Annotated in this window: 17 protein-coding genes and 6 tRNA genes; 11 read left to right on the top strand and 12 right to left on the bottom strand. The window is 44.6% G+C overall.

The genetic code is table 11. The annotated features are described in order from the left end of the window. Positions 1 to 340 precede the first annotated feature (340 nt). The gene (locus FCL48_RS06700; RefSeq protein ID WP_136871493.1) at positions 341 to 1,651 is read right to left on the bottom strand and encodes a histone deacetylase; all 1,311 of its coding nucleotides are present in this window, start codon (positions 1,649 to 1,651) and stop codon (positions 341 to 343) included. Beyond that, on the bottom strand, positions 1,651 to 3,327 hold the full coding sequence (locus FCL48_RS06705; RefSeq protein ID WP_136871494.1) for a hydantoinase/oxoprolinase family protein: 1,677 nt from the start codon (positions 3,325 to 3,327) through the stop codon (positions 1,651 to 1,653). The genes FCL48_RS06700 and FCL48_RS06705 overlap by 1 nt, the downstream gene beginning before the upstream one ends. A 602-nt stretch (positions 3,328 to 3,929) precedes the next feature. Between FCL48_RS06705 and FCL48_RS06710 the strand changes: the two genes are divergently transcribed. Together FCL48_RS06710 and FCL48_RS06715 are read left to right on the top strand one after the other, a co-directional pair. Beyond that, positions 3,930 to 5,186, top strand: a complete 1,257-nt coding sequence (locus FCL48_RS06710) for a putative DNA modification/repair radical SAM protein (protein ID WP_136871495.1) — start codon at positions 3,930 to 3,932, stop codon at positions 5,184 to 5,186. A gap of 1 nt (position 5,187) precedes the next feature. After that, positions 5,188 to 5,961: a TIGR03915 family putative DNA repair protein gene (locus FCL48_RS06715; protein ID WP_169309113.1), complete on the top strand. Its 774-nt coding sequence runs from the start codon at positions 5,188 to 5,190 to the stop codon at positions 5,959 to 5,961. 371 nt (positions 5,962 to 6,332) lie between these two features. Here the strand turns inward: FCL48_RS06715 and FCL48_RS06720 are convergent, their stop codons facing one another. The 7 genes from FCL48_RS06720 to FCL48_RS06750 form a co-directional block, all read right to left on the bottom strand. After that, positions 6,333 to 6,536 carry a hypothetical protein gene (locus FCL48_RS06720; RefSeq protein WP_136871497.1) on the bottom strand — a complete coding sequence of 68 codons (204 nt, stop codon included), beginning with the start codon at positions 6,534 to 6,536 and terminating at the stop codon, positions 6,333 to 6,335. Positions 6,537 to 6,794: 258 nt separating this feature from the next. Further along, positions 6,795 to 7,418, bottom strand: coding sequence for a hypothetical protein (locus FCL48_RS06725; RefSeq protein ID WP_136871498.1), 624 nt, complete (start codon positions 7,416 to 7,418; stop codon positions 6,795 to 6,797). Between the two features lie 85 nt (positions 7,419 to 7,503). Continuing rightward, the gene (locus tag FCL48_RS06730) at positions 7,504 to 8,112 is read right to left on the bottom strand and encodes a class II aldolase/adducin family protein (RefSeq protein WP_136871499.1); all 609 of its coding nucleotides are present in this window, start codon (positions 8,110 to 8,112) and stop codon (positions 7,504 to 7,506) included. 76 nt (positions 8,113 to 8,188) lie between these two features. Continuing rightward, a tRNA-Leu gene (locus tag FCL48_RS06735) sits at positions 8,189 to 8,277 on the bottom strand. 191 nt (positions 8,278 to 8,468) lie between these two features. Further along, the gene (locus FCL48_RS06740) at positions 8,469 to 9,665 is read right to left on the bottom strand and encodes a pyridoxine 5'-phosphate synthase (protein WP_240744774.1); all 1,197 of its coding nucleotides are present in this window, start codon (positions 9,663 to 9,665) and stop codon (positions 8,469 to 8,471) included. 11 nt (positions 9,666 to 9,676) lie between these two features. Further along, on the bottom strand, positions 9,677 to 10,633 hold the full coding sequence (locus FCL48_RS06745) for a PhoH family protein (RefSeq protein ID WP_136871500.1): 957 nt from the start codon (positions 10,631 to 10,633) through the stop codon (positions 9,677 to 9,679). A gap of 11 nt (positions 10,634 to 10,644) precedes the next feature. After that, a complete protein-coding gene (locus FCL48_RS06750; RefSeq protein WP_136871501.1) occupies positions 10,645 to 11,511 on the bottom strand; it encodes a thioredoxin domain-containing protein in 867 nt (288 codons plus the stop codon). Positions 11,512 to 11,857: 346 nt separating this feature from the next. Here FCL48_RS06750 and FCL48_RS06755 point away from each other — a divergent pair. The 9 genes from FCL48_RS06755 to FCL48_RS06795 all read left to right on the top strand — a co-directional run bounded on the left by FCL48_RS06755 (position 11,858) and on the right by FCL48_RS06795 (position 18,362). Next, a tRNA-Leu gene (locus FCL48_RS06755) sits at positions 11,858 to 11,942 on the top strand. A 157-nt stretch (positions 11,943 to 12,099) separates the two neighbouring features. Beyond that, on the top strand, positions 12,100 to 13,443 hold the full coding sequence (gene tig, locus FCL48_RS06760) for a trigger factor (protein ID WP_136871502.1): 1,344 nt from the start codon (positions 12,100 to 12,102) through the stop codon (positions 13,441 to 13,443). Between the two features lie 161 nt (positions 13,444 to 13,604). After that, a complete protein-coding gene (gene clpP / locus FCL48_RS06765) occupies positions 13,605 to 14,207 on the top strand; it encodes an ATP-dependent Clp endopeptidase proteolytic subunit ClpP (protein WP_136871503.1) in 603 nt (200 codons plus the stop codon). Then, the gene (clpX, locus tag FCL48_RS06770; RefSeq protein WP_136871504.1) at positions 14,208 to 15,476 is read left to right on the top strand and encodes an ATP-dependent Clp protease ATP-binding subunit ClpX; all 1,269 of its coding nucleotides are present in this window, start codon (positions 14,208 to 14,210) and stop codon (positions 15,474 to 15,476) included. A 54-nt stretch (positions 15,477 to 15,530) separates the two neighbouring features. Next, positions 15,531 to 17,849 (top strand): endopeptidase La, encoded by a 2,319-nt coding sequence (gene lon / locus FCL48_RS06775; RefSeq protein ID WP_136871696.1) that lies wholly within the window; start codon positions 15,531 to 15,533, stop codon positions 17,847 to 17,849. Between the two features lie 114 nt (positions 17,850 to 17,963). Continuing rightward, positions 17,964 to 18,039: transfer RNA gene (locus FCL48_RS06780), tRNA-Val, on the top strand. A 19-nt stretch (positions 18,040 to 18,058) separates the two neighbouring features. Further along, positions 18,059 to 18,135 (top strand) — tRNA-Asp (locus FCL48_RS06785). A 56-nt stretch (positions 18,136 to 18,191) separates the two neighbouring features. Next, positions 18,192 to 18,267: transfer RNA gene (locus FCL48_RS06790), tRNA-Val, on the top strand. Positions 18,268 to 18,285: 18 nt separating this feature from the next. Further along, positions 18,286 to 18,362 (top strand) — tRNA-Asp (locus tag FCL48_RS06795). A 55-nt stretch (positions 18,363 to 18,417) separates the two neighbouring features. Here FCL48_RS06795 and FCL48_RS06800 read toward each other — a convergent pair. From FCL48_RS06800 to FCL48_RS06810, 3 genes are all read right to left on the bottom strand, one after another. Beyond that, the gene (locus FCL48_RS06800) at positions 18,418 to 18,714 is read right to left on the bottom strand and encodes an EscU/YscU/HrcU family type III secretion system export apparatus switch protein (protein ID WP_136871505.1); all 297 of its coding nucleotides are present in this window, start codon (positions 18,712 to 18,714) and stop codon (positions 18,418 to 18,420) included. Position 18,715: 1 nt separating this feature from the next. Continuing rightward, positions 18,716 to 19,753, bottom strand: a complete 1,038-nt coding sequence (locus tag FCL48_RS06805) for a hypothetical protein (protein ID WP_136871506.1) — start codon at positions 19,751 to 19,753, stop codon at positions 18,716 to 18,718. 268 nt (positions 19,754 to 20,021) lie between these two features. After that, the gene (locus FCL48_RS06810) at positions 20,022 to 20,711 is read right to left on the bottom strand and encodes a PilZ domain-containing protein (protein ID WP_136871507.1); all 690 of its coding nucleotides are present in this window, start codon (positions 20,709 to 20,711) and stop codon (positions 20,022 to 20,024) included. Positions 20,712 to 20,876: the final 165 nt, after the last annotated feature.

Genomic DNA, 20,876 nt, shown 5'->3' on the forward strand with positions numbered 1-20,876 from the left:
GTAGAGCAGACGAGTTGTGCGACTACAAGGAGCATCTCGTCTGTTTTTTTGGTACCCTAAATTTTGCTGGTCCCATAGTAGCTCAAATGGACTCAAGGTTCTCTTGTCACCCAGGGCTCTACTCTATTGTTTTGCAGGAGTTACGAACAGGTTGTTAACAAGTTTTCAACAGGGTTATCAACAGGGTTATGAACACACGGTTTTCTGTTTGAATTCCTCAAATGATGTTTTGCTATTCTGCGTTGACCATTTGGTTAACCTACCATTACGGTGGTTTGCTATGGGTTGAAGGCAACTAAATATCTGACAAAAAGGAGGGGTAACCCACCTCGTTTTTTGCCTATTTCACCCGATATTCATCATTGGGTCTATCCTGCAGAAAGATGTGATCATATGTATGGGGATCTGCTGCATCGTACCACTCTAATCCTTGCTTTACGCATGCAGGACAAGCCTTACGAGGAATATGAACGCAGAGAATACGTCTGCTGTGATCAGCTGTGCTGTCTATTCGCAGGGCTCCGGCGCAGTCATCACATATGCGAACGACCTCAAGTTGGGATTCTGAAATATTGTCGGTATCATAGTATATTTGACGATTTCGCGTTTCGCAATTGGGCTTGCTGCGTACGGTTTTCTTGAATTCGTCACGTTTTTTCCATAAATTCACCGCATCCTCACAGGCTTTTTGGATTTCACGCGATAAATGTTTCGGTTGTTGCAGGAATCTGGGGTTATAATCAGGTTCCTGTAACTTACTGTAATCAATACCCGCCATTGCCATGATTATTCCGGCATTAACATACGGTAAAGCACCTTCTATCGAATACCCGCCTTCAAGAACTGCGATATCTGCTTTGAGCATTTCTGTCAGTTTCGCATAGCCCCTGGCTGAAAAATTCATATTGGTGATCGGGTCGGAGTAGTGGTTGTCCTGACCGGCTGAGTTAATGATCAAATCCGGTTTGAAGTCATCGAGGATTGGTAGAACGGCATGTTCAATAGTGTACAGAAAACCTTCATCACAGGTTTCTGGTGGCAGAGGAATATTAATGGTTGAGCCGACTGCATTGGGGCCTCCGAATTCCTTGAGAAAACCACTGCCGGGATAGAGTGTACGACCATCCTGGTGGATCGAAATAAACAGGGTATCCGGATCATGCCAGTACACATCCTGGGTTCCATCACCGTGATGACAATCGGTATCTACAATGGCTACCCGATCTACATTATAGTGTTTTCTGAGATACTCGATCATAATTGCTTCGATATTGATATTGCAGAAACCGCGGGCTCCATGGACTACACGGTTGGCGTGATGGCCCGGTGGACGCACTAAAGCAAAACCTCGTTCAATGACGCCATCCATCACTGCTTTGCCTATGGTTTTGGCACCACCTGCGCTGATGAAATGAGACTCTGTGCATACTGATTCAGGGTCTGGTGCACAGAAATGCGTCCGTTGAATATCTTCAACAGTGACGATATCAGGTTTTAATTCGACAATACCCTCTATATCCATCAGACCTTCTTCGAGCACCTGGTCCTGAGTATAGAGAAGACGTTCTTCTCTTTCGGGATGGGTTGGAGATATCGCCCAGTCGAAGGCAGGAAAGAAGACAAGGCCTGTGGTGTTTTTGGCTCGTAACATTATACTATGGCCTCCTTTCTGATGGAGTTGGGCAATAAACCTGGCTTGACCTGGGCCCGTACACGAATATTTTTTCCCTGTGTATGGAAGCCACGAATCATGTTGAACTGTGACTCTTCGATGATTTCCATCTCCAGATATTCGGGAATTGCCCCACGGCGTAGCGCTTTTGCACGCACCAGATCAAAAGCAATCTGTCGAACATCTTCGAGGGTGATATCCTCTGTAATCTTTTGCTCAAATTTTTCGCCCTGGGCCGTTATTATTTTTTGTGAAGTGTCGGCATACACAGTCACTTCACAGGTGACCCGTGAAAGAGCGCAGCCAATAGCATTAGCTACGTTCCAATGTGGAACGGTTTCTACTTTTCCGGTGAAGTGTGGTGCCAGTCTCTCTGCAAACTGACTAGCAGGGCCACCAAGAACCAATATATGATCCGGCTTTATTTGCAGGTTTTCAAACATTTCATGTACGGTGTATACAGGACGGCTGTTTAAAAAGTTGACCATTTTTCCTGCTGCTCCGAGAATCTCATGACAGGCTAAGTCAATTATGGATTCAGAAATCTCTTCAATTGACACGTTCATTTCAGCAGCGAGCAACGACAGCCCATTTTTTGCGAGTTGAACGTCACCATCTTCGGTGAGGCCAAGAACACACAACGCATCTGTCGGGGTTGAAACAGGGCCTCCGTAGGCCATTGCGACCCCGATGCGGTCAGGTCCAATAGTGAGTTTGCCATTTTGAATGCGGACGACACTGTCACCACCGATCCCGATTGATCTGGTCATCAACGCCCTGATCAGTGTCTTATATGAGCCAATTTCTATTCCTTCTGTTGCAATGACAGGAACCCCATTCAAAATAAGAGCCATATCGGTTGTAGTACCGCCAATATCGAGGACAAGACAGGTTTTGTCTTTTGGCGCTGAGTTAATGGCTCCCATGACGCTTGCAGATGGACCACTCAGGATGGTCTGGGCCGGGTAATCAAGGGATGATGAAAAATTCATACTGCCACCATCCGGCTTCAAAACCCGGATTGGCAGAGAAAGGCCCTGTTTTTCAAGAGACAACTGCACCGCATCAAAAAATGTGCAATGAATGGGGTACACTGCGGCGTTAAGGTAGGTCGTCGTGATGCGACGGGGGAAATTGAGTGTTCCGGAAAGGACATGTCCCATGAAAATATGCTTCACATACGGTGAGAGAAGCTCTGCTATCTGCATCTCGTGGGCCGGGTTACGGACCGAGAATTTTGAAACTATGGCTGCACAGGAAATACCTTGGTCCTTGAGTTGCCTTCCGATATCGACAATCTGGTTTTTGTCGATGCTGGTAATTTCGCGACCGCTATGATCAAGTACTCCCTGGACCACATGATAATGGGCTCCAATACGAAAGTATTCAGGATCGATTCCCGGCCCTGCAGAGACAAGAACTGCAACAGGGGGTAATTTTTTCTGAACAACGAGATTTGTGGCAAGGGTTGTGCTGAGAACAAGACGCTCGATTTCGGCGATGGCCTGATTTTCCGTCAGCCGCTCAAGAGCCTTGATAATTGTGGATAAAAGTTGATCCGGATCAGTGGGGACTTTGACACTGTGTATCAAGCCTTCTTTGCCAATAAGCACTGCATCTGTATGGGTACCGCCTACGTCCAGTCCGATAATCATGAGCCAATCCAGCGGTTAGGGGAAATAGCATCTTGATCGCAACCGGTCAGAACTGACTCAAGCGAAAGACTGGCCAGCGGAAGACACTACAAGATATATAGCGATTGTAAGTAAAATACCCTAGCCTTAACAAAATGTCTATCACTGGTTACTGTCCACCTCTTTCTGATAAAAGCATAGACAATTATTTCTCATTTCAGTTTCTTGGGATGCTTTCCTTTTTGCCGGTTAAATGATTTTACCAACATTTTGTTCTGTAGCGAGTGAGAAACCCGGACAACGTGAAAAATATTCTTTTTAGGAATATCCTCCTTGGTTTTTGTAGGTTTCTTATCGTAAAAAAATCAAGAAGAGGAAATGACCTCATCTCTTGAGTCAATTGTTACAAGACCAGCCAAAAGGAAGTATACTGCACTACTCTTTCCCGGTTATTCAGATATGATCTTTAAAAGGTGTATTACACGGAGGCGTTGACCTTTGTATAGTTGAGATACTTTATCAAGGCGGATAGTACATGTATTGCAGAACAGTTTATTGCTTATCTCATTTTTTTGGGAGCAGGGCGTTTAAGGTCTGAGAGGTAATGCTCAAAACAACTTTTTATGAAAACAGCTGACAAACTCAAAATTCTGGCAGATGCAGCCAAATATGACGCATCCTGCTCCTCGAGCGGGAGCAGTCGGAAAGCTGCACCCGATGGTATCGGTAACGCTGCGACAAGTGGTATCTGTCATAGTTGGGCGGCCGATGGTAGATGTGTCTCCCTGCTCAAAATACTGATGTCCAACGAATGTCTTTACGATTGCAGCTATTGCCTCAATCGCAGGTCAAACACGGTTCAGCGTGCAACTTTTACACCGGAAGAGGTTGCTGATCTTACTATTAATTTTTATCTGCGCAACTATATTGAAGGGCTGTTTTTGAGTTCTGCTGTGTATGCCTCTCCGGATAAGACCATGGCGGATATGGTTGACGTATGCAGGCTGCTCCGCAATAAACATAAATTCAACGGTTATATTCATCTCAAGGTTATTCCAGGGGCAGCAAAAGAACTGGTCCAGCAGGCGGGTTTTCTTGCCGACCGGATGAGCGTCAATATAGAGTTACCTTCAGAGGCCTCATTACAACGCCTTGCCCCGCAAAAGTCACGGCAGGGGATATTGACTCCCATGAAGCAGATTGGTGAGGATTTTACAGGCTTCCAACTTGAACGGAAAAAAAGTCGAAATGCCCCTAATTTTTGCCCTGGCGGACAGACCACTCAGATGATAATCGGTGCCTCGGCGGAAAGTGATTTACAGATCCTCAACCTGACGGAAAAGCTCTATAGCAAGATGAGTTTGAAAAGAGTTTATTACTCCGCCTATATTGCAGTAAATGATGAACCTCTGCTTCCGGCACTGCTGACAGCACCTCCGCTTATACGGGAGCATCGTCTTTACCAGGCGGACTGGTTGCTCAGGTTCTATAAATATCAGTCCCATGAAATTCTTTCACCAGCATTCCCCAATCTTGACGAACGACTCGATCCAAAGGCAGCCTGGGCCTTACGCAATTTTGACTTTTTCCCCATTGATATAAACAAGGCCAGTTATGAAGAGTTGTTGCGTATTCCAGGGGTTGGAGTGACCTCGGCAAGGCGTATTGTTACGACCCGGAGGATTGCTGCCATTCGGGAACAGGATTTAAAGAAAATTGGTCTGGTGCTGAAACGAGCCAGATTCTTTATGACCATTAACGGTAAATATCTGGGTGACAGGTCTTTGTCGCACCATCATTTAGTGAGTGCAATGTGCAAGGTGGAGCCGCCTGTGGCGAAAAAACTTCTGCATGGCGGGCGCCAGCTCAGGCTCTTTTGACATGGATTCGATAATCTATCTCCATGACGGCTCCTTTGAAGGCTTAATGCACGCTGTTGCAGCAGCTGTGAAATCGAAAGAGGACGTTCAGGGCATTTATGCTGAAAAAGAATTTTCACCACGAATTTTTGATACATGTATTCAAATTAAAACAGACAGTCAACAATCCCTGCGGCTCTTTGAATATCTGAAAAAACTAAAGGGCAATGCTGCTCGTTTTGCCATTAATGGTTTTTTAAGTGAAGATCTTCAGGTAGGGATTCATCTTTACTGGCTGGTCAGACAGTGCCTTGTCTATGGTGCTAAGGCGACACAGTTGTACACCCATGATTCGATCCGTCATCTTGATAAACTCTCACAGAAGGTGGGTTCTGAGGCGCATAGGTTTACGGGCCTTATACGGTTTCGCATACTTGAAGACGGTCTGCAATATGGACCTTTTGAGCCGGATTGTAATGTGATCGGTTACTGTGCCCAGCATTTTAGAGAGCGGTTGAAAAATCAAAGCTGGATACTGCATGATATCAGGCGAAACCATGCCCTTTACTGGGACCGTGATTCTCTGCAGTCTATTGATATCGACGAGAGTTTTACCAGCCATGTGCGGCAGTATGGAGAGATCCCAGAATCCAGCCTTAGTGAGGCAGAACGATATTACCAGAAACTGTGGAAATCCTTTCATGCAGCCATTGCCAATCAGGAGAGAAAAAACCTGAATTTGCAGCGCCAGTTTTTGCCACAGCGATACTGGAAGTATCTGGTTGAGATGCGGTAAAATACTTCGAAAAACCCGTTGTTCAGCTCAAGGTATCTTGGATGTTGTGTTGGCGGAGTCTAATCTCATGTATTTGTTCAAACAAATGACGGTATAGGCAACTCTACCTTACTCTGCCATTTCTTAGCCTCTGGGATTTCTCTTTGAAGTGGCTGGGGGGCCTCAAATTTTAACAATGACAATTCTTGCAGAAATTGACCAGAGACGAACCATTTTTTTTGGGGATACGTTCTTGCAGCTGTTGTGGGCCATTAGCCATAAAAAAACCTCCTGTGAGGTTCTATCCGACAGGAGGTTTAAATACTGAACACTTTTACCATGTTAAACATTTTGTATTCAGTTGGCTGTTTTTATCGGTGATGACTTGCGCCTTAGTGGAAGACCCTTTGGCATTTGTTCAGTCTTTCCCTGGCATCCAGATCTTCAATCCATGAACTGTTTTTGTTCCGGGTGATGATAACACAGACTCTTGCAGATTTACTGCAGCTGATTTTTGGTTTTCTGATCGCTGGTTGTTCCTGATTCAGCGACGGTAATGTTGCCTGTTTCCTGGAATCACTCAATTCCTCACTCATATCTCTTCTCTCGCCCCATTTAAGAAATAATAAAAACCGATCCCTTAGTATATGGAAAGCCTATGAAAGAGTAAATGGGTATTAGTACCTATGTCGACGGGGTATAACTGCCCGAATAAGAAATATATTAAATAATATTAGTAAGATATGGATGTAAGTAAAGGTTTGATAAAAAACAACAATAGTGCAATTAATTTTTAAAAAAATAACAACGCCATCATTTATCAAATCGATAACAAAATGATGGAGTTGTGGTTATCAATAATTTTTTTCAAGACCGGCAAAATCAAAATTTTTGGCAAGATCCTGGAGTCGGTCGGCTGACTGAATGGACCGACCCTCGAAAGTAACGGATGTTTTGTCACCGATTTGGAAGCTTAATGTTCCTGTTTGGTCAGTACTATTATACATTTCGGTTCCTGTATATCCCTGGACTCTTATTTGTCTCGTCTGTCCGACCCCAGCGTCTTGACTCAGGCCGGCAAAAATAGAACCTAAGGCGGCAATGCTGGCCATCTTTCCAGTTAACCCTCCAATGGCAATGTTCAGGCTGATATTTGATCCGTCACTGTGACTGTACTCTGCAGTAGCACCTGCAGTTCCGGCAATCGCAGCGCCAGTCCCAACTCCCTGTGCCTGTTTGTTGATCAGCGTATACCCTGCAGGCGGTTCGGGAATGTATTTAAGCAGTTCTGTGGCGGTCAGTTCATTTATTTTAGCAAGAGCATAGTTTATTTCTTCTATGGCCTTTTTGTAATTACCTTCGGATACAAACTTCCTCGCAGTTGCAAGGCTGTCTGAGGCCTCCGTCTGGATATTTTCTGCATGACAGTTCAATGAGAGAGCCAAGGTCAAAGGTACAGCTAAAAAGAATTTTTTCATAGTGAGTCCGTGGGTTAAAATTTGATGGTAGAAAGCAGGATACACGTTGAATATTGTTTGTTTTCTTTTGTAACTCTAGAGTTTGTCAAGTCATATCATTTTGTAACAACGTAATGAGCCGGCCATAGTAGTCAAGGACCAATCTTCCAGTATCACCGAGGTGGCTTCCAATGGCAACAAAGCCGTGGTCTTTTAAGATAAAGAATGTCTGGTTCTGGCGAGCGAGTTCAAGTGCTGATCGTGCCAGTTCAGGGGTGCCATAATCATAAAAACTCTTGGTTGTGCAGATGTCCAGTTTTGAGGCGTTTTCGTTGAGTAGACTGGAGTGGCCGTGGAGAATTACGTTTATCTCAGGAAAGGCAGTGTAAATTTCATGGTGCAGAAAGCATTCGGAGGAGGGTGGAGCCATACCCTGGCTGATAAAGGTCGTGGTCCTTTTGTCAAACTGAAGAACATGGCAGTAGTTGTCGACGACAAGGTCTTTTTGTGGAATCATGCCGGACTTGGTGACGATAAATGTAGAATCTGAAGTTCTATAGGATTGGTTTCCATAGGCACCATCGGAATGGACGGGTGTCAGGCCGAGCTGTGAGAAAAGATAGGTGATTGTATTCAGCTCAGACAGGCGATGGTCAAATTCAAAGGTTGGTGAATCCTGAAGATGATTGAACTTGATTCCACGATAGGTTTCCATAGCAGGTATCTATAATGTGAGTTGAATGGAAATAAAAAAGGGGTTCAGTATTTAACACTGAACCCCTTTAATATTCTGGTGCCTAGAGCCGGGATCGAACCGGCACGGGCGCTAAGGCCCACGAGATTTTAAGTCTCGGGTGTCTACCAATTCCACCATCCAGGCGACTGGTTGCTTTTACCACATGAATAATATTCTTGTCAATCTTCATCCATGGTGTCGAAAAAATATTTTTAGTACTTTGAAAAATGCCCAGTTATTGTTTTGCCACAAAAATATCCATGTCAAATTGATATAAATGTTCGAGTGACAGGAACCATGTCTCTATAGAGACATCGCATTTTCAGCATACAACTCTACAGGCTGAATTTTGCAGATTGAACAATGTTCAACATATCTCTCACGGCCCTATCGAGTCCCGAAAAAGCGGCCCGGGCTATAATCGAGTGGCCGATGGAAAGTTCTTCAATGGTTTCAAGTGCGGCAATCCGTGCAGTGTTTTGGTAATTAAGACCGTGCCCTGCATTCACCCGAAGACCAAGAGATACGGCGTACTCAGCAGCGTCTTCCAGATGCAGGAATTCCTGGTCACGGTCCTGATCGTTGAGAGCATCGGCATACCTGCCGGTATGCAGTTCGACAAAGGTGGCGCCAATTTCACTGGCAACAGCAATCTGTTCTCTGTCGGGATCGATAAACAGAGAAACAGGAATTGCGCCTTTAGTCATCTTTTCAATGACTTTGGCAATTTTCTTCTTCTGGCTGACAACGTCAAGGCCACCCTCCGTGGTCAGTTCCTGTCTTTTTTCAGGTACCAGGGTGATCAAGTCAGGAGCGACTTCTAGAGCAATTTTAATAATGTCTTTGTTTGCCCCCATTTCAAGATTCATCTTGGTCTTGATGGTCTCTCTCAAGAGATAGATATCTCTGTCCTGAATATGTCTTCGATCTTCCCGGAGGTGAACAACAATACCAGCGGCACCTGCCAGTTCGCAGATTGCTGCTGCCGCAACGGGATCGGGTTCTGTGATACCGCGTGCCTGCCTGATGGTTGCAATATGATCGACATTAATTGCAAGATTAGTCATTGATTTGCCTCTTTTGTTGTTAAGTTTGTCCAGGAGTTCCTGTTCTTTTGAGAGCATGATGACTTCATCCTCTTTTGAACGTTCATGGTCGTAGCCCTGAAGGTGGAGCATTCCATGAATAACAAGCCAGGATAAACGTTTTTGAAAGGTCTGCCCATATTGCTTGGCCTCTGTTGCTGCTGTTTCAAGGGAGATAACTATATCTCCCATTTCTTTTACGGGAAGATCGTCAAGTGACAGATCTGCACCATCTTTGAAAGGAAAAGACAAGACATTTGTTGGTGAATCCCTGTGTCTGTATTGGTGGTTGATTTCTTGGATGTGTTTGTCATCAACAAGAGTAATCCCGACATGGTGATCCAGAAGCCCGCTCTCTTTAAGCAACCAGTTTGATAGTTGTTTCAGCCTGTTGAGCTGCAATGGGTATAGGCTTACTTCACACATTACATTAATTGTTGTCGGCACATTGACCTCTACTACTGTTTTTCATACGCATTTATTATCTGTTGCACCAGTGGATGGCGGACAACATCCTGCTTTGAGAAGGTGCAAAAGCCAATGCCTTCAATGTTTGAGAGAATTTTTTTGGCCTGAAGCAGGCCGGACTGGGTTTTTACAGGGAGATCGATCTGTGTCGTATCTCCGGTAATTACAGCCCTTGAGTCAAAACCAATACGGGTCAGGAACATTTTCATCTGTTCTTGGGTGGTGTTCTGCGCCTCGTCTAATATAATAAAAGCGTTACTCAAAGTACGGCCTCTCATGAACGCCAGAGGTGCGATTTCGATCACTTCCTGCTCAATCAGGTCTGCTGCTTTTTCCGGCCCCAGCAAGTCATTGAGCGCATCGTGCAGGGGACGCAGGTAGGGGTTAACTTTTTGCGCGAGATCTCCTGGAAGAAACCCAAGCTTTTCCCCGGCCTCTACTGCCGGACGAGTAAGAATGATTGAGCGAACCTGTCCCATGGCCAGAGCAGATACCGCCATTGTTACAGCAAGGTAGGTCTTTCCGGTTCCGGCTGGACCAGTACCAAAAACGATGTCATTTTTTCGAATGGAATCTATGTATATTTTCTGATTTTGTGTCTTGGGGGATATCACCCGATTTTGGGTGGTGACATACACCTTATCGAGAAATATTTTACCAAGTTTGGCCTTTGGTGTTGTTTCAAGAACCTTGAGACCAAATACAAAATCAGAGCTGTAAACAGGATAGCCTTTGCCGATAAGCTCATACAGTTGCGAGAGCAGATCAGCAACCAGTTCAACCTCGTGGGGCATCCCGGCTATCCTTACATTAGTTCCTCTTGCACTGATACTGACGCTGGTGCTTTTTTCAAGTGCCTGGAGGTTGCGGTTCAGTTCTCCGTAAAGCACGCAGGCATTGCTATTGTCAGAAAAAGTCAGATCACGATGGATAAGGTTTGAATTCATATGCTAACGGGTTATTTCGACTTTTTTTGCAGTTCTTCATTGATGATAGCCTGGTAGGCCTGGGGGCTTCTCTGCTGAGGGCTTCTACCATTAATGAAAACAGTCGGGGTGCCAGTTACACCGGCTTTGAGGGCATCGGAAATATCCTTTTCAACTTTGGCTAAGATTTCAGGAGACTTTTTGTCTGCATTAAATTTATCCATATCTAATTTCAGATCAGAGGCAACCCTGTCAATTTTTTCTTGAGTAAACTCCTGATCAGCAAAGAGGCGGTCATGAAATTCCCAGAATTTTCCCTGCTCATGTGCAGCTAAGGCGGCATAGGCTGCGGGACGTGCCATTTTGTGGAAATTAAGTGGCATGTTTTTAAGAACAACCTTAACGGTTTTAGGGTTGTTTTTCAGCACCTCATCGATCAGTGGTCCCATCTTACTACAGTATGGACACTGAAAGTCTGTAAAAAGTGTGATGGTGACAGGGGCATCTGCCGGTCCTTGAAATGGCGCACCGCTTGTGTCTATGGTGTGAACAAAGGCCACACTCAAGGTTTGAAATTCTTTTGCACCATTATCTATCAGGTACAGGAATTCACCCTGGGGTGCGATATCAATTGCGCTGACACCTCCACTTACAGGAATGGCCCCCTGAAGCTTGCCTGTATTGTCATAGATTTTAACCTGCGCTTTGTTTGTGAGGATGTAGAGGAGTTTGCCATCAAGGGAATGGACCATATCAAGGGTTTTCTCCCCGACAGGCCATTGATTGACGACTTTCCATTCAACAAGATTATCCTTGCCCTCTTGAGGGGTTGCGGCTTGAGCCTGGGTTGCAATGGCGAGTGAGAGAAGGCATCCTGTAAATATTTTTGAATAGTTCATAGATCTCTTAGCTGATTGATTTATATTAATAATAGACTACATTATGGGCAAAGCAGCACAACAATAGCCACTCTGCCCATTTTTAGCAATACTGACGGAACGATCATGAAACGGCACATTTTGAAATAATTCAACAAAATGAAAAAAATACTGGCGTCCCCAGGAGCAAGATGATATAAGACTTTTTTTTATTACATGGCAGGTCAAGGCTCAATTACGTACTTGACGACTGGGTAGATGTGAATTATCTAGTACCGTCTTGATGGGTGTGGTTGAATTGAATTGCTATCAGAAAGAACATCGTTTTTATAGCGTATGTTCGGTTTTGTAAAATTGAAAATTGGATGCGAGGGTGGCGGAACTGGTAGACGCACCAGACTTAGGATCTGGCGCCTTACGGTGTGGGGGTTCGACTCCCCCCTCTCGCACCATTTTTTTCACCAGCCATAAACCTCACCTGCAATTAATCTCCACTCTAGTTATTGTTCTATTCCATGTTTTTCCTGCACTTCCTTTTTAAAAGAGGAAATCTGTTTTATTGAGTGGGGCAGGTGGATAATATAATTTTAATAAAAGGAAGGTACATCGATGGATGTAAAAGTCGAAGAGATCTCTGCGCTTACAAGAAAAATCACGGTTACAATCCCTTCTGAGACTGTTCAGCCAATGCTGGATAAGGCTTATGACAAGTTAAAGAAAGAAGTGAAAATCAAGGGGTTTCGCCGTGGTAAGGTGCCCCGTAATGTTATAGTTAAACATTATAAAGGGCAGGTAGAAGGTGAGAGCAGTGAAACCCTGGTTCAGGAAAACTATTTTACCGCTGTAGAAAAAGAGGGTATCGACCCAATTGTACATCCTGATATTAAAGATGTGAAGTACAACGAAGATGGTTCTTTTACCTTTGTTGCCGAAGTTGATATTCGTCCGGAGTTTGAACTGGGAGAGTATAAAGGCGTTGAAGTTGTAAAAGAAGAAGTTCTCGTGACGGATGAAGAAGTTCAGCTTGAGCTGGAGGCGCTGCGAAAGTCAAACGCTCCTTTGCAGGAGGTTACCGACCGTCCCGTTCAGAGTGAAGATGTGGTCGTCGTTGATTTTCAGGGATACCATGAAGGGACCGCACTGCCACAGGTGAAAAATGATGATTATTCAGTCGATGTCGGCTCCGGCAATATGGGTGCTGATTTCGAAGAAAAATTGATTGGTATGAAGGTTGGTGAAGAGGGAAGTCACGAAGTTGATTTTCCAGAAACCCATCCCAATCCAATTCTGAAGGGTAAAAAAGTTGAATTTCGGATCAGTGTCAAAAAGATTCAAGAGCGCGTTTTAGCAGATTTTGATGATGAGTTTGCAAAGGATGTTGGTGAGGGTGTCGATACCCTCGAAGCCCTTAAGTCTTCGATCAAAGATAAAATCACGGCCCAACGCGAAGAAAGTGCACAGGGTGTGATAACCGATAGAATGATGCAGAAACTACTTGAAAATCATTCGTTTGATGTACCTAAAAGACTCGTGGCTTTTGAGATCGAGCAGATGATCAAACAGACTGAGCAACAGTTTGAGCAGGCAGGTATGAGCCTTGAGGCTGCAGGAATGAGTAAAGAAACTCTTGCCCAGCAGAATGAGCCTGTGGCTGAAAAACGTGTTCGCGGCGATTTTATCCTCAAGAAAATTGCGGAAGTCGAAGAGATCAAGGTTCAGGAAGAAGATATGGAAAGAGGCTTCAAGCGTATTGGTGACACGTACAATATGCCGGTTGCCAAGGTTAAGGAATACTTCCAGAACCGTGATGACCTTCTGCCGTTCATGAACGAGTTGCTCAATGAGAAAATTCTCAAATGGCTCAGGGATCAAGTCGTCTTTGTTGATGCTCCTCCTGCTGCAACCGCTGAAGATACTGCAGAGGTTGCTGTGGAAGCAGAAGAGAAAGAATAGGGCAAAAGCGTCGCCAGACGCCTTGCATATCATCCCATAGGTCTTATAATAGGCAGGTGTGAATTTTAATTTGCATATGCTTGGAAATAGAGAGTTTAATAATAACGACTGCATCTGGTTTAGTACCTTTTGCAGTCGAACCGTTTTAAGGAGAGTGATTCATGAATCTTGTGCCGATGGTGGTTGAACAGAGTCCCCGTGGAGAACGAGCGTATGATATTTATTCACGGCTGTTGAAAGAACGTATTGTTTTTCTTGGCTCAGGGGTAAACGATGATGTTTCAAATGTCATTGTTGCGCAATTACTCTTCCTTGAGGCTGAAAATCCTGAGAAAGACATTACTTTCTATATAAATTCTCCCGGTGGTTCTGTTACCGCTGGAATGGCGATTTATGATACAATGCAATATGTAAAATGTGATATTGCGACTCTTTGTATGGGGCAGGCGGCCTCCATGGGGGCTTTTCTTCTGGCTGCGGGTACAGATGGTAAACGATACTCTTTACCTAACGCTCGGATTATGATACACCAGCCTATGGGGGGATTTCAGGGTCAGGCAACTGACATCGATATTCAGGCAAAAGAAATTCTGCGAATGAAAAGCGATTTGAATAACTTGCTGGCCCACCATACAAAAAATTCCCTTGAAAAGATTTCAGCCGACACAGAACGTGATTATTTTATGAGTGCTGTTGAAGCTCAAGATTACGGTTTAATTGACAAGGTTCTCACTAATCGAGATGAACTTGCTGAGGAAAAATAGATGGATGATGTAAAAGATAACGGACCTGTCTGTAACTGCTCGTTTTGCGGGAAAAGTCAAGACGAAGTAGAGAAGCTGATTGCTGGACCGGATGTGTTTATCTGTGATGAATGCATTGAACTCTGCAATGAGATAGTGCTGGAGAAAGAGGCCGTTGAAGAGGGCGCAGAAGCTGAAGAAGCAAGAGTGACCTTAAAGCCTATGGAGATCAACGCGCACCTCAATGATTATGTTATTGGCCAGGAGTTTGCTAAAAAGGTCCTCTCAGTAGCTGTCCATAATCATTACAAAAGAATCGATGCTCCTGTTGGTGAGGACCAGGTTGAACTCCAGAAATCCAACATAATTCTGATTGGACCGACGGGTTCCGGTAAGACGCTGGTTGCCCAGACTCTTGCCCGTATTTTAAATGTGCCCTTTTGTATGGCCGATGCAACGACTTTGACCGAAGCTGGTTATGTCGGGGAAGATGTGGAAAATATTCTGGTAAGCCTTCTTCAGGCTGCAGAATATGATCTGGAGAAGGCCCAGCGGGGTATCATATACATAGATGAGATTGATAAGATCGCCCGAAAATCTGACAGCCCGTCCCTTACTCGTGATGTGTCCGGGGAAGGTGTTCAGCAGGCCTTGCTCAAAATTATTGAAGGAACTGTTGCTTCCATTCCACCAAAAGGTGGGCGAAAGCATCCCCAACAGGAACTTGTTCAGATAGACACGACCAATATTCTATTTATCGTCGGCGGTGCTTTTGTAGGGCTCGATAAGGTCGTCAGCCGGCGTCAAGGAGCAAAATCCATCGGTTTTGGTGCAAAGGTGACTGGCGATGAAAAGAGGAAGATCGGCGAACTTTTACGCCTTGTGCAGCCGGAAGATCTGCTGAAATTCGGACTGATTCCTGAGTTGGTGGGCCGTTTACCTGTTATTGCCACGATGGAAGAACTGCTCGAAGAAGACTTGGTGCGCATTCTTAAAGAGCCCAGAAACGCCCTGACCAAGCAATATCAGAAACTCTTTGAGTTTGATGGCGTGAACTTAAGGTTTACCGAAGGGGCACTTCTTGCAATTGCTAAAAAGGCACTGAGCAGAAAATCCGGGGCGAGGGGATTGCGATCCGTCATGGAAGCGGCAATGCTGGAGGTGATGTACGATTTGCCCTCGAAGGAAAATGTGCAGGAATGTGTCATTAGCGAACAGGTAATTAATGAAGGTGATTATCCGGTTATCCTTTACCATAATAAAGTAAATGATCAGCTGAAAACCGGTTAGTACGTTTTTACGTGAGTTTGGAAAGGAGATTTTGTGACGAAACTTTACCCCTTGATGCCTTTACGCGATCTTGTGATATTTCCACATATGGTGGCTCCACTTGTTGTGGGTCGTAAAAAATCCATTGCAGCGCTTGAAGATGCGATGGAAAAGAAAACGGCGATTCTTCTGGTAACTCAGAAAAAATCCGCAGTTGACGACCCGGAAAGTGGAGATCTGTATGAATATGGTACTCTTGCTACTGTAATGCAGTTGCTTCGTTTGCCCGACGGAACCATAAAAGCCCTGGTTGAAGGGCAGTCCCGTGCCAAGTTGGTTTCCTACGTTCCACATGAAGAATTTCTTCAGGCAGAGGTCGAAGAGCGTGAAGATGATATTACGCCTACTGCCGCAATCATCGCCTACGAGCGGGAACTCCGCAAGTTTTTCGAAACATTTGCCTTTGGCAACAAGAAGATCGCCAAAGAAGTCCTTATCTCAATAAAAGCAATTGATAACCCTCTTAAACTGCTCAACGTAATCTGTTCCCACATTCCGCTTAAAACACAAGAAAAACAGGAGGTTCTAGAGACTGAACCGCTTGTGGTCCGTATCGAAAAAGTACTCGAGATTCTTAACCGGGAGATTGAGCTTGCGGAGATCGAAAAGAATATCAATGCCAAGGTGAAAATGCGTATGGGGAAAACCCAGCGGGATTACTATCTTGGTGAAAAGGTAAGGGAAATACAAACCGAAATAGGGCAAAACGAAGATGGACTCGACGAGATGGCTGAACTCGAAGAGACCATTAAAAATAAACAGATGCCCGCCATCGCAAAAGAAAAGACTTTAAAAGAATTTAAAAAGTTAAAAAATATGCCACCGATGTCGGCTGAAACCACAGTGGTGCGCAACTATATCGACTGTATTGTCAGTCTGCCCTGGGATAAGAAAAAGAAAACCCAGATAGATATTATCAAGGCCGAAACTATTCTTGATGAAGACCATTACGGTCTTGCCAAACCCAAGGAGCGGATTCTCGAATATCTTGCGGTTCAGGCACAGGTAAAAAAAATCAAAGGGCCCATTCTTTGTCTTGTCGGCCCCCCTGGTGTCGGTAAAACCTCAATCTGCAAATCCATAGCCAGAGCAATGGGGCGTAAATTTGCACGGCTCTCCTTAGGTGGGGTAAGGGATGAGGCGGAGATCAGAGGACATAGGCGTACCTATATTGGTGCCATGCCCGGCAAGATAATCCAGTCCATGCAGAAAGTGGGTTCTGCCAATCCGGTATTCTGTCTGGATGAAGTTGATAAAATGTCCATGGATTTTCGCGGAGACCCATCATCTGCTCTTCTTGAGGTTCTTGATCCTGAACAGAATGTTGCGTTTAATGATCATTACCTTGATATAGACTACGATTTATCCGAGATCTTTTTTATCACCACAGCCAATAGTCTCCACGGTATTCCCGTTCCTCTGCAGGACCGGATGGAGATCATACCGATCAGTGGCTACACTGAAGAGGAAAAACTCAAGATTGCTGAAGGTTATCTGATTCCAAAGCAGTTAGAGGCTAACGGGTTTAAGGTTGATGATATTCAGATGACAGATGGTGCCGTAATGGAGGTCATTCGGCGTTATACAAGAGAGGCCGGTGTAAGAAATCTCGAACGTATCATCGCCTCATTGTGCCGGAAGATAGCCAGAGAACGCCTGAAGAAAAAGTTGAAGAACAAGAAATACCGGATTGGTGTTCAATCTGTTCTGAAGTACTTAGGAACTCCTAAGTATCGCTATGGGCTTGCTGAAGAAAATGACGAAATAGGGCTTACCACAGGGCTTGCCTGGACGGAAGTCGGGGGTGAGCTTTTACAGATTGAAGCAACCCTGATGCCTGGTGCTGGAAAACTTATTATCACCGGCAAGTTAGGTGATGTGATGCAGGAGTCAGCCCAGGCAGCGCTGAGCTACGTGAGATCCAGGGCAGATGTGTTGGGTCTTGATTCAGATTTTTATCAGAAGCTTGATATACATATTCATGTTCCTGAAGGAGCAATTCCTAAAGACGGGCCTTCAGCTGGAATCACTATTGCCACAACGCTTGTCAGTGCATTGATTAAGGCACCAGTAAAGCACCAGCTTGCCATGACCGGTGAAATAACCCTGAGGGGCAGAGTACTGCCCATTGGTGGGCTTACTGAAAAACTTCTTGCTGCAAAAAGAGGGAACATTACCCACGTGCTGATCCCAAAAGAAAACGAACGTGATCTCAATGATGTACCACAGAGAATACGTAAGTCTTTAACCATAAATGTAGTGAATCATATGGATGAAGTTCTGAAACATGCTCTTGTTGTTGGTAAGGGAAAAGCGGTTTTCAAAAAGCAATAAGTTTTTGAAATAGAAACAAAAATATTAATATTATAGGAATATTAATATACCTGAACTTTTTATCTTGACGTACCAGGGGGAAGTTGGTAAATAGTCCCTCACAATTTGTTGCGCGGGCGACTAGCTCAGCTGGGAGAGCATCGGCCTTACAAGCCGAGGGTCACAGGTTCAAGCCCTGTGTCGCCCACCACGCAACGAAGATATCTCATGGAGCGGTAGTTCAGTTGGTTAGAATGCCGGCCTGTCACGCCGGAGGTCGCGGGTTCGAGTCCCGTCCGCTCCGCCATGAGGTAAGCAGTTTGACAAGGAGTAAATGTGTACTAAAAATGTTGTCTATGATACGGGCGACTAGCTCAGCTGGGAGAGCATCGGCCTTACAAGCCGAGGGTCACAGGTTCAAGCCCTGTGTCGCCCACCATCATCACATAGAATTTCTGGAGCGGTAGTTCAGTTGGTTAGAATGCCGGCCTGTCACGCCGGAGGTCGCGGGTTCGAGTCCCGTCCGCTCCGCCAGAAAAGAAAGGGTTTGCAGATGTAATCTGCAAACCCTTTTTCTATTTGTTTATCGTTATTTACTATCTCTGGATACTTTCTCTTTAAACCTGTTATTCACCTTGTAGACGAAGGAGAGAACCTCTGCGACAGTTTGGTAGAGATCTACAGGTATTTCTTCCCCTATATCCACCTTGGACAGAAGTTCAACAAGGTTTGCATCCTGCTGGATATGTATTCCAGCCTCAAGTGCAGTCTCGATAATTTTTTCTGCAATGGCACCTTTTCCTGCGGCGATAACTTTTGGAGCAGCTCCCGCTGTTTCTTCATAGCTTATGGCTACAGCCTTTTTAGGTTTTTGTGTTTCTTCCATGTTAGGCCTTTGTGTCCAGTATGGATTTTCCTTTCGGGACAATTTTTCTGATGAGATCACTTACGGGGTCAGTGGCGTCGCTGGCAAAGGAGATTGATATATTGGCGTTATCGGTGATTGTATCGAGCAGTTCTTTAGAAAATTGTTGGATAAACTCCATCTTTTCCACAGATTCTGCACGAAACCTGATCATGAGAGAGTCATTATTTTTGTTAAAATCGATGTTCAGGTGACCAATGTCAGACATGGTGAGGTGAAGTGAAAATCTGGTGTCATCGCTGCTGCCTGAGCCATCTTTTGAACCATCCTTTTCAATGCTCAGATATCCCGCTTCAATAAATGGCAGAGGCAGAGGAAAAATCAGGAACGCTTCATTATTCGTGTTGAGCTGGGCCAGCTGGAAAAGTTCAATTGTATTAATAACTTTGTTTGCAGTCATGGCAATGGTCTGCGCATCCTTAAAAGTATTGGCGACCTCAAGGAGCGCTGCTTTAAGGGTTGCAGCAGCACTCTCTTTATCACCTCTTGAGAGATTGTGTTCGAGATTGAGGCCTACGCCCTCAAGGAGTTGTTTTAAGACTGTTCCTCCTTCAGTCTTACCAATATCACTTTGCTGTAATGTGAAAAAGCTTTCTATAATAGATCTGCTTGTTGGCGTGAGTTCGGAAAGGGGGGAAGGTGTGGTTTGGCTGAAATTCTGGAAGAGTGAAGAGAGATCAATGTTTTTACCAACCAGTGTGAGAGAGCGGCCGATAAATTGATTAAGGGTATCTGTTACAATCTTGAGTTCAATTTGTGGTGATGTATTGACAACCTGAAGTTGCAGGTTTTGTCCAATGGAAAGCTGGGTTTGAGACTGGGCAGTAAGTTTGTTGCCGCCAATGTCGAGGATGAACTGGTCAGAACCTTTGGCATCAACGACGACTGCTTTAAGCAGTTGTCCTAAAGGCAACTGGTTTTGCTGCGCTTGTTGTCCGCGGCTCTCTGATGTGGTGGAGGCGACGGCAGGTATGGATGAAAGGGGGCGAATTGTATCCATACATCTCTATCGGCAAAAGAAGTAAAAATATTTACATGCTGCTCTTTGGTAGTTGCGCCTCTTGTTGGTGAGACTCTTCAAAAAATAAACAATTTGAAAAAATAAAAAACGATCAATCCAAAAAAGCTTCCTGGTAGCCAATGTACAGCGAGCTTTGATCCGGAAATCCTGTATGCAGAATCCAGTTAAGCAGGTTATCGTGACGGGTTGATTTAAGAACTCTACGAGAAAGCGTCATCCTTTAGCTGTGTTTTAGGCAGGATGCAGATTAATTATCTCGCACCTGTACTTTTAAACGAAGCATTTGTCTCTGGAGAACCAGGCAGGTTCCTATAATCTTGTCTCGGTCTTCGTCAGAAATATCGTCAAAGTGATACGCAACTTCGAATTTACCATCGTGGAGTTCTTGAATACGCACCTGATGGGCAAAAACAGTTATGGTTTCAGGCGAAGCCGACGGCAACAGAACCTCTAAGCGAATATGTTGCGTTTGGGGTGGCTGGTCTTCAAAGATGGCTAAAATACCACTTCCACTGATATCAACAGTTCTTCCGGAGATCGCCTGTTGCTGGCTGTCGTTGTCAAAGACGTTTGTCTCAAACGCTTTGGATATGACATTGGTAACCGCATCCACCCTGAAAAAATCGCGCATCTGTTCATGGTTGATTGATTTTATCATAACCATTTCCAGGGTCTGAGAATTTGTAACATTAAGTATGTTCGCTTCCAATGAAACCGTTGGTCCACCCATATCAACATTTATAATAGCTGCCTGGCTTGTATCAATCTCACCAAGAGGGAGCACGCCCGGTTTGAAGATTAATGCGAACTTGGGTGGCGATGTTTGCTGATAAATACATTGTGCCCGGATTCGGTCTGGTCTGTTCGTTAAGGGAATAAAAATGCGAACAGGTTTTCCATTATTTATTTCGTCCAAAGGAGCAATATCTGTTTCCATTGTGGTGTCTGAAAAGTGATTTTTTTAAATAGGTAATTGTAGAGAACGAATGCCATTATCCCTAGAACTTTATCATTAAATAGAACATGCATCAAGGCATGTTGATATGAAATTGAAATTATTTAGAAATATGCTGTTTGCTGTGAGAGTCAATCGTTGCTAAGA

The sequence above is a fragment of the Desulforhopalus sp. IMCC35007 genome (genome assembly GCF_005116575.1).
In the GTDB taxonomy this organism is placed as follows: domain Bacteria; phylum Desulfobacterota; class Desulfobulbia; order Desulfobulbales; family Desulfocapsaceae; genus Desulforhopalus_A.

Bases quoted from the DNA above. Each gene is read 5' to 3' on its own strand.
- FCL48_RS06700 (WP_136871493.1), bottom strand. From the start codon at position 1,651: ATGTTACGAGCCAAAAACACCACAGGCCTTGTCTTCTTTCCTGCCTTC.
- FCL48_RS06705 (WP_136871494.1), bottom strand. From the start codon at position 3,327: ATGATTATCGGACTGGACGTAGGCGGTACCCATACAGATGCAGTGCTT.
- FCL48_RS06710 (WP_136871495.1), top strand. From the start codon at position 3,930: ATGAAAACAGCTGACAAACTCAAAATTCTGGCAGATGCAGCCAAATAT.
- FCL48_RS06715 (WP_169309113.1), top strand. From the start codon at position 5,188: ATGGATTCGATAATCTATCTCCATGACGGCTCCTTTGAAGGCTTAATG.
- FCL48_RS06720 (WP_136871497.1), bottom strand. From the start codon at position 6,536: ATGAGTGAGGAATTGAGTGATTCCAGGAAACAGGCAACATTACCGTCG.
- FCL48_RS06725 (WP_136871498.1), bottom strand. From the start codon at position 7,418: ATGAAAAAATTCTTTTTAGCTGTACCTTTGACCTTGGCTCTCTCATTG.
- FCL48_RS06730 (WP_136871499.1), bottom strand. From the start codon at position 8,112: ATGGAAACCTATCGTGGAATCAAGTTCAATCATCTTCAGGATTCACCA.
- FCL48_RS06745 (WP_136871500.1), bottom strand. From the start codon at position 10,633: ATGAATTCAAACCTTATCCATCGTGATCTGACTTTTTCTGACAATAGC.
- FCL48_RS06750 (WP_136871501.1), bottom strand. From the start codon at position 11,511: ATGAACTATTCAAAAATATTTACAGGATGCCTTCTCTCACTCGCCATT.
- tig (WP_136871502.1), top strand. From the start codon at position 12,100: ATGGATGTAAAAGTCGAAGAGATCTCTGCGCTTACAAGAAAAATCACG.
- clpP (WP_136871503.1), top strand. From the start codon at position 13,605: ATGAATCTTGTGCCGATGGTGGTTGAACAGAGTCCCCGTGGAGAACGA.
- clpX (WP_136871504.1), top strand. From the start codon at position 14,208: ATGGATGATGTAAAAGATAACGGACCTGTCTGTAACTGCTCGTTTTGC.
- lon (WP_136871696.1), top strand. From the start codon at position 15,531: ATGCCTTTACGCGATCTTGTGATATTTCCACATATGGTGGCTCCACTT.
- FCL48_RS06800 (WP_136871505.1), bottom strand. From the start codon at position 18,714: ATGGAAGAAACACAAAAACCTAAAAAGGCTGTAGCCATAAGCTATGAA.
- FCL48_RS06805 (WP_136871506.1), bottom strand. From the start codon at position 19,753: ATGGATACAATTCGCCCCCTTTCATCCATACCTGCCGTCGCCTCCACC.
- FCL48_RS06810 (WP_136871507.1), bottom strand. From the start codon at position 20,711: ATGGAAACAGATATTGCTCCTTTGGACGAAATAAATAATGGAAAACCT.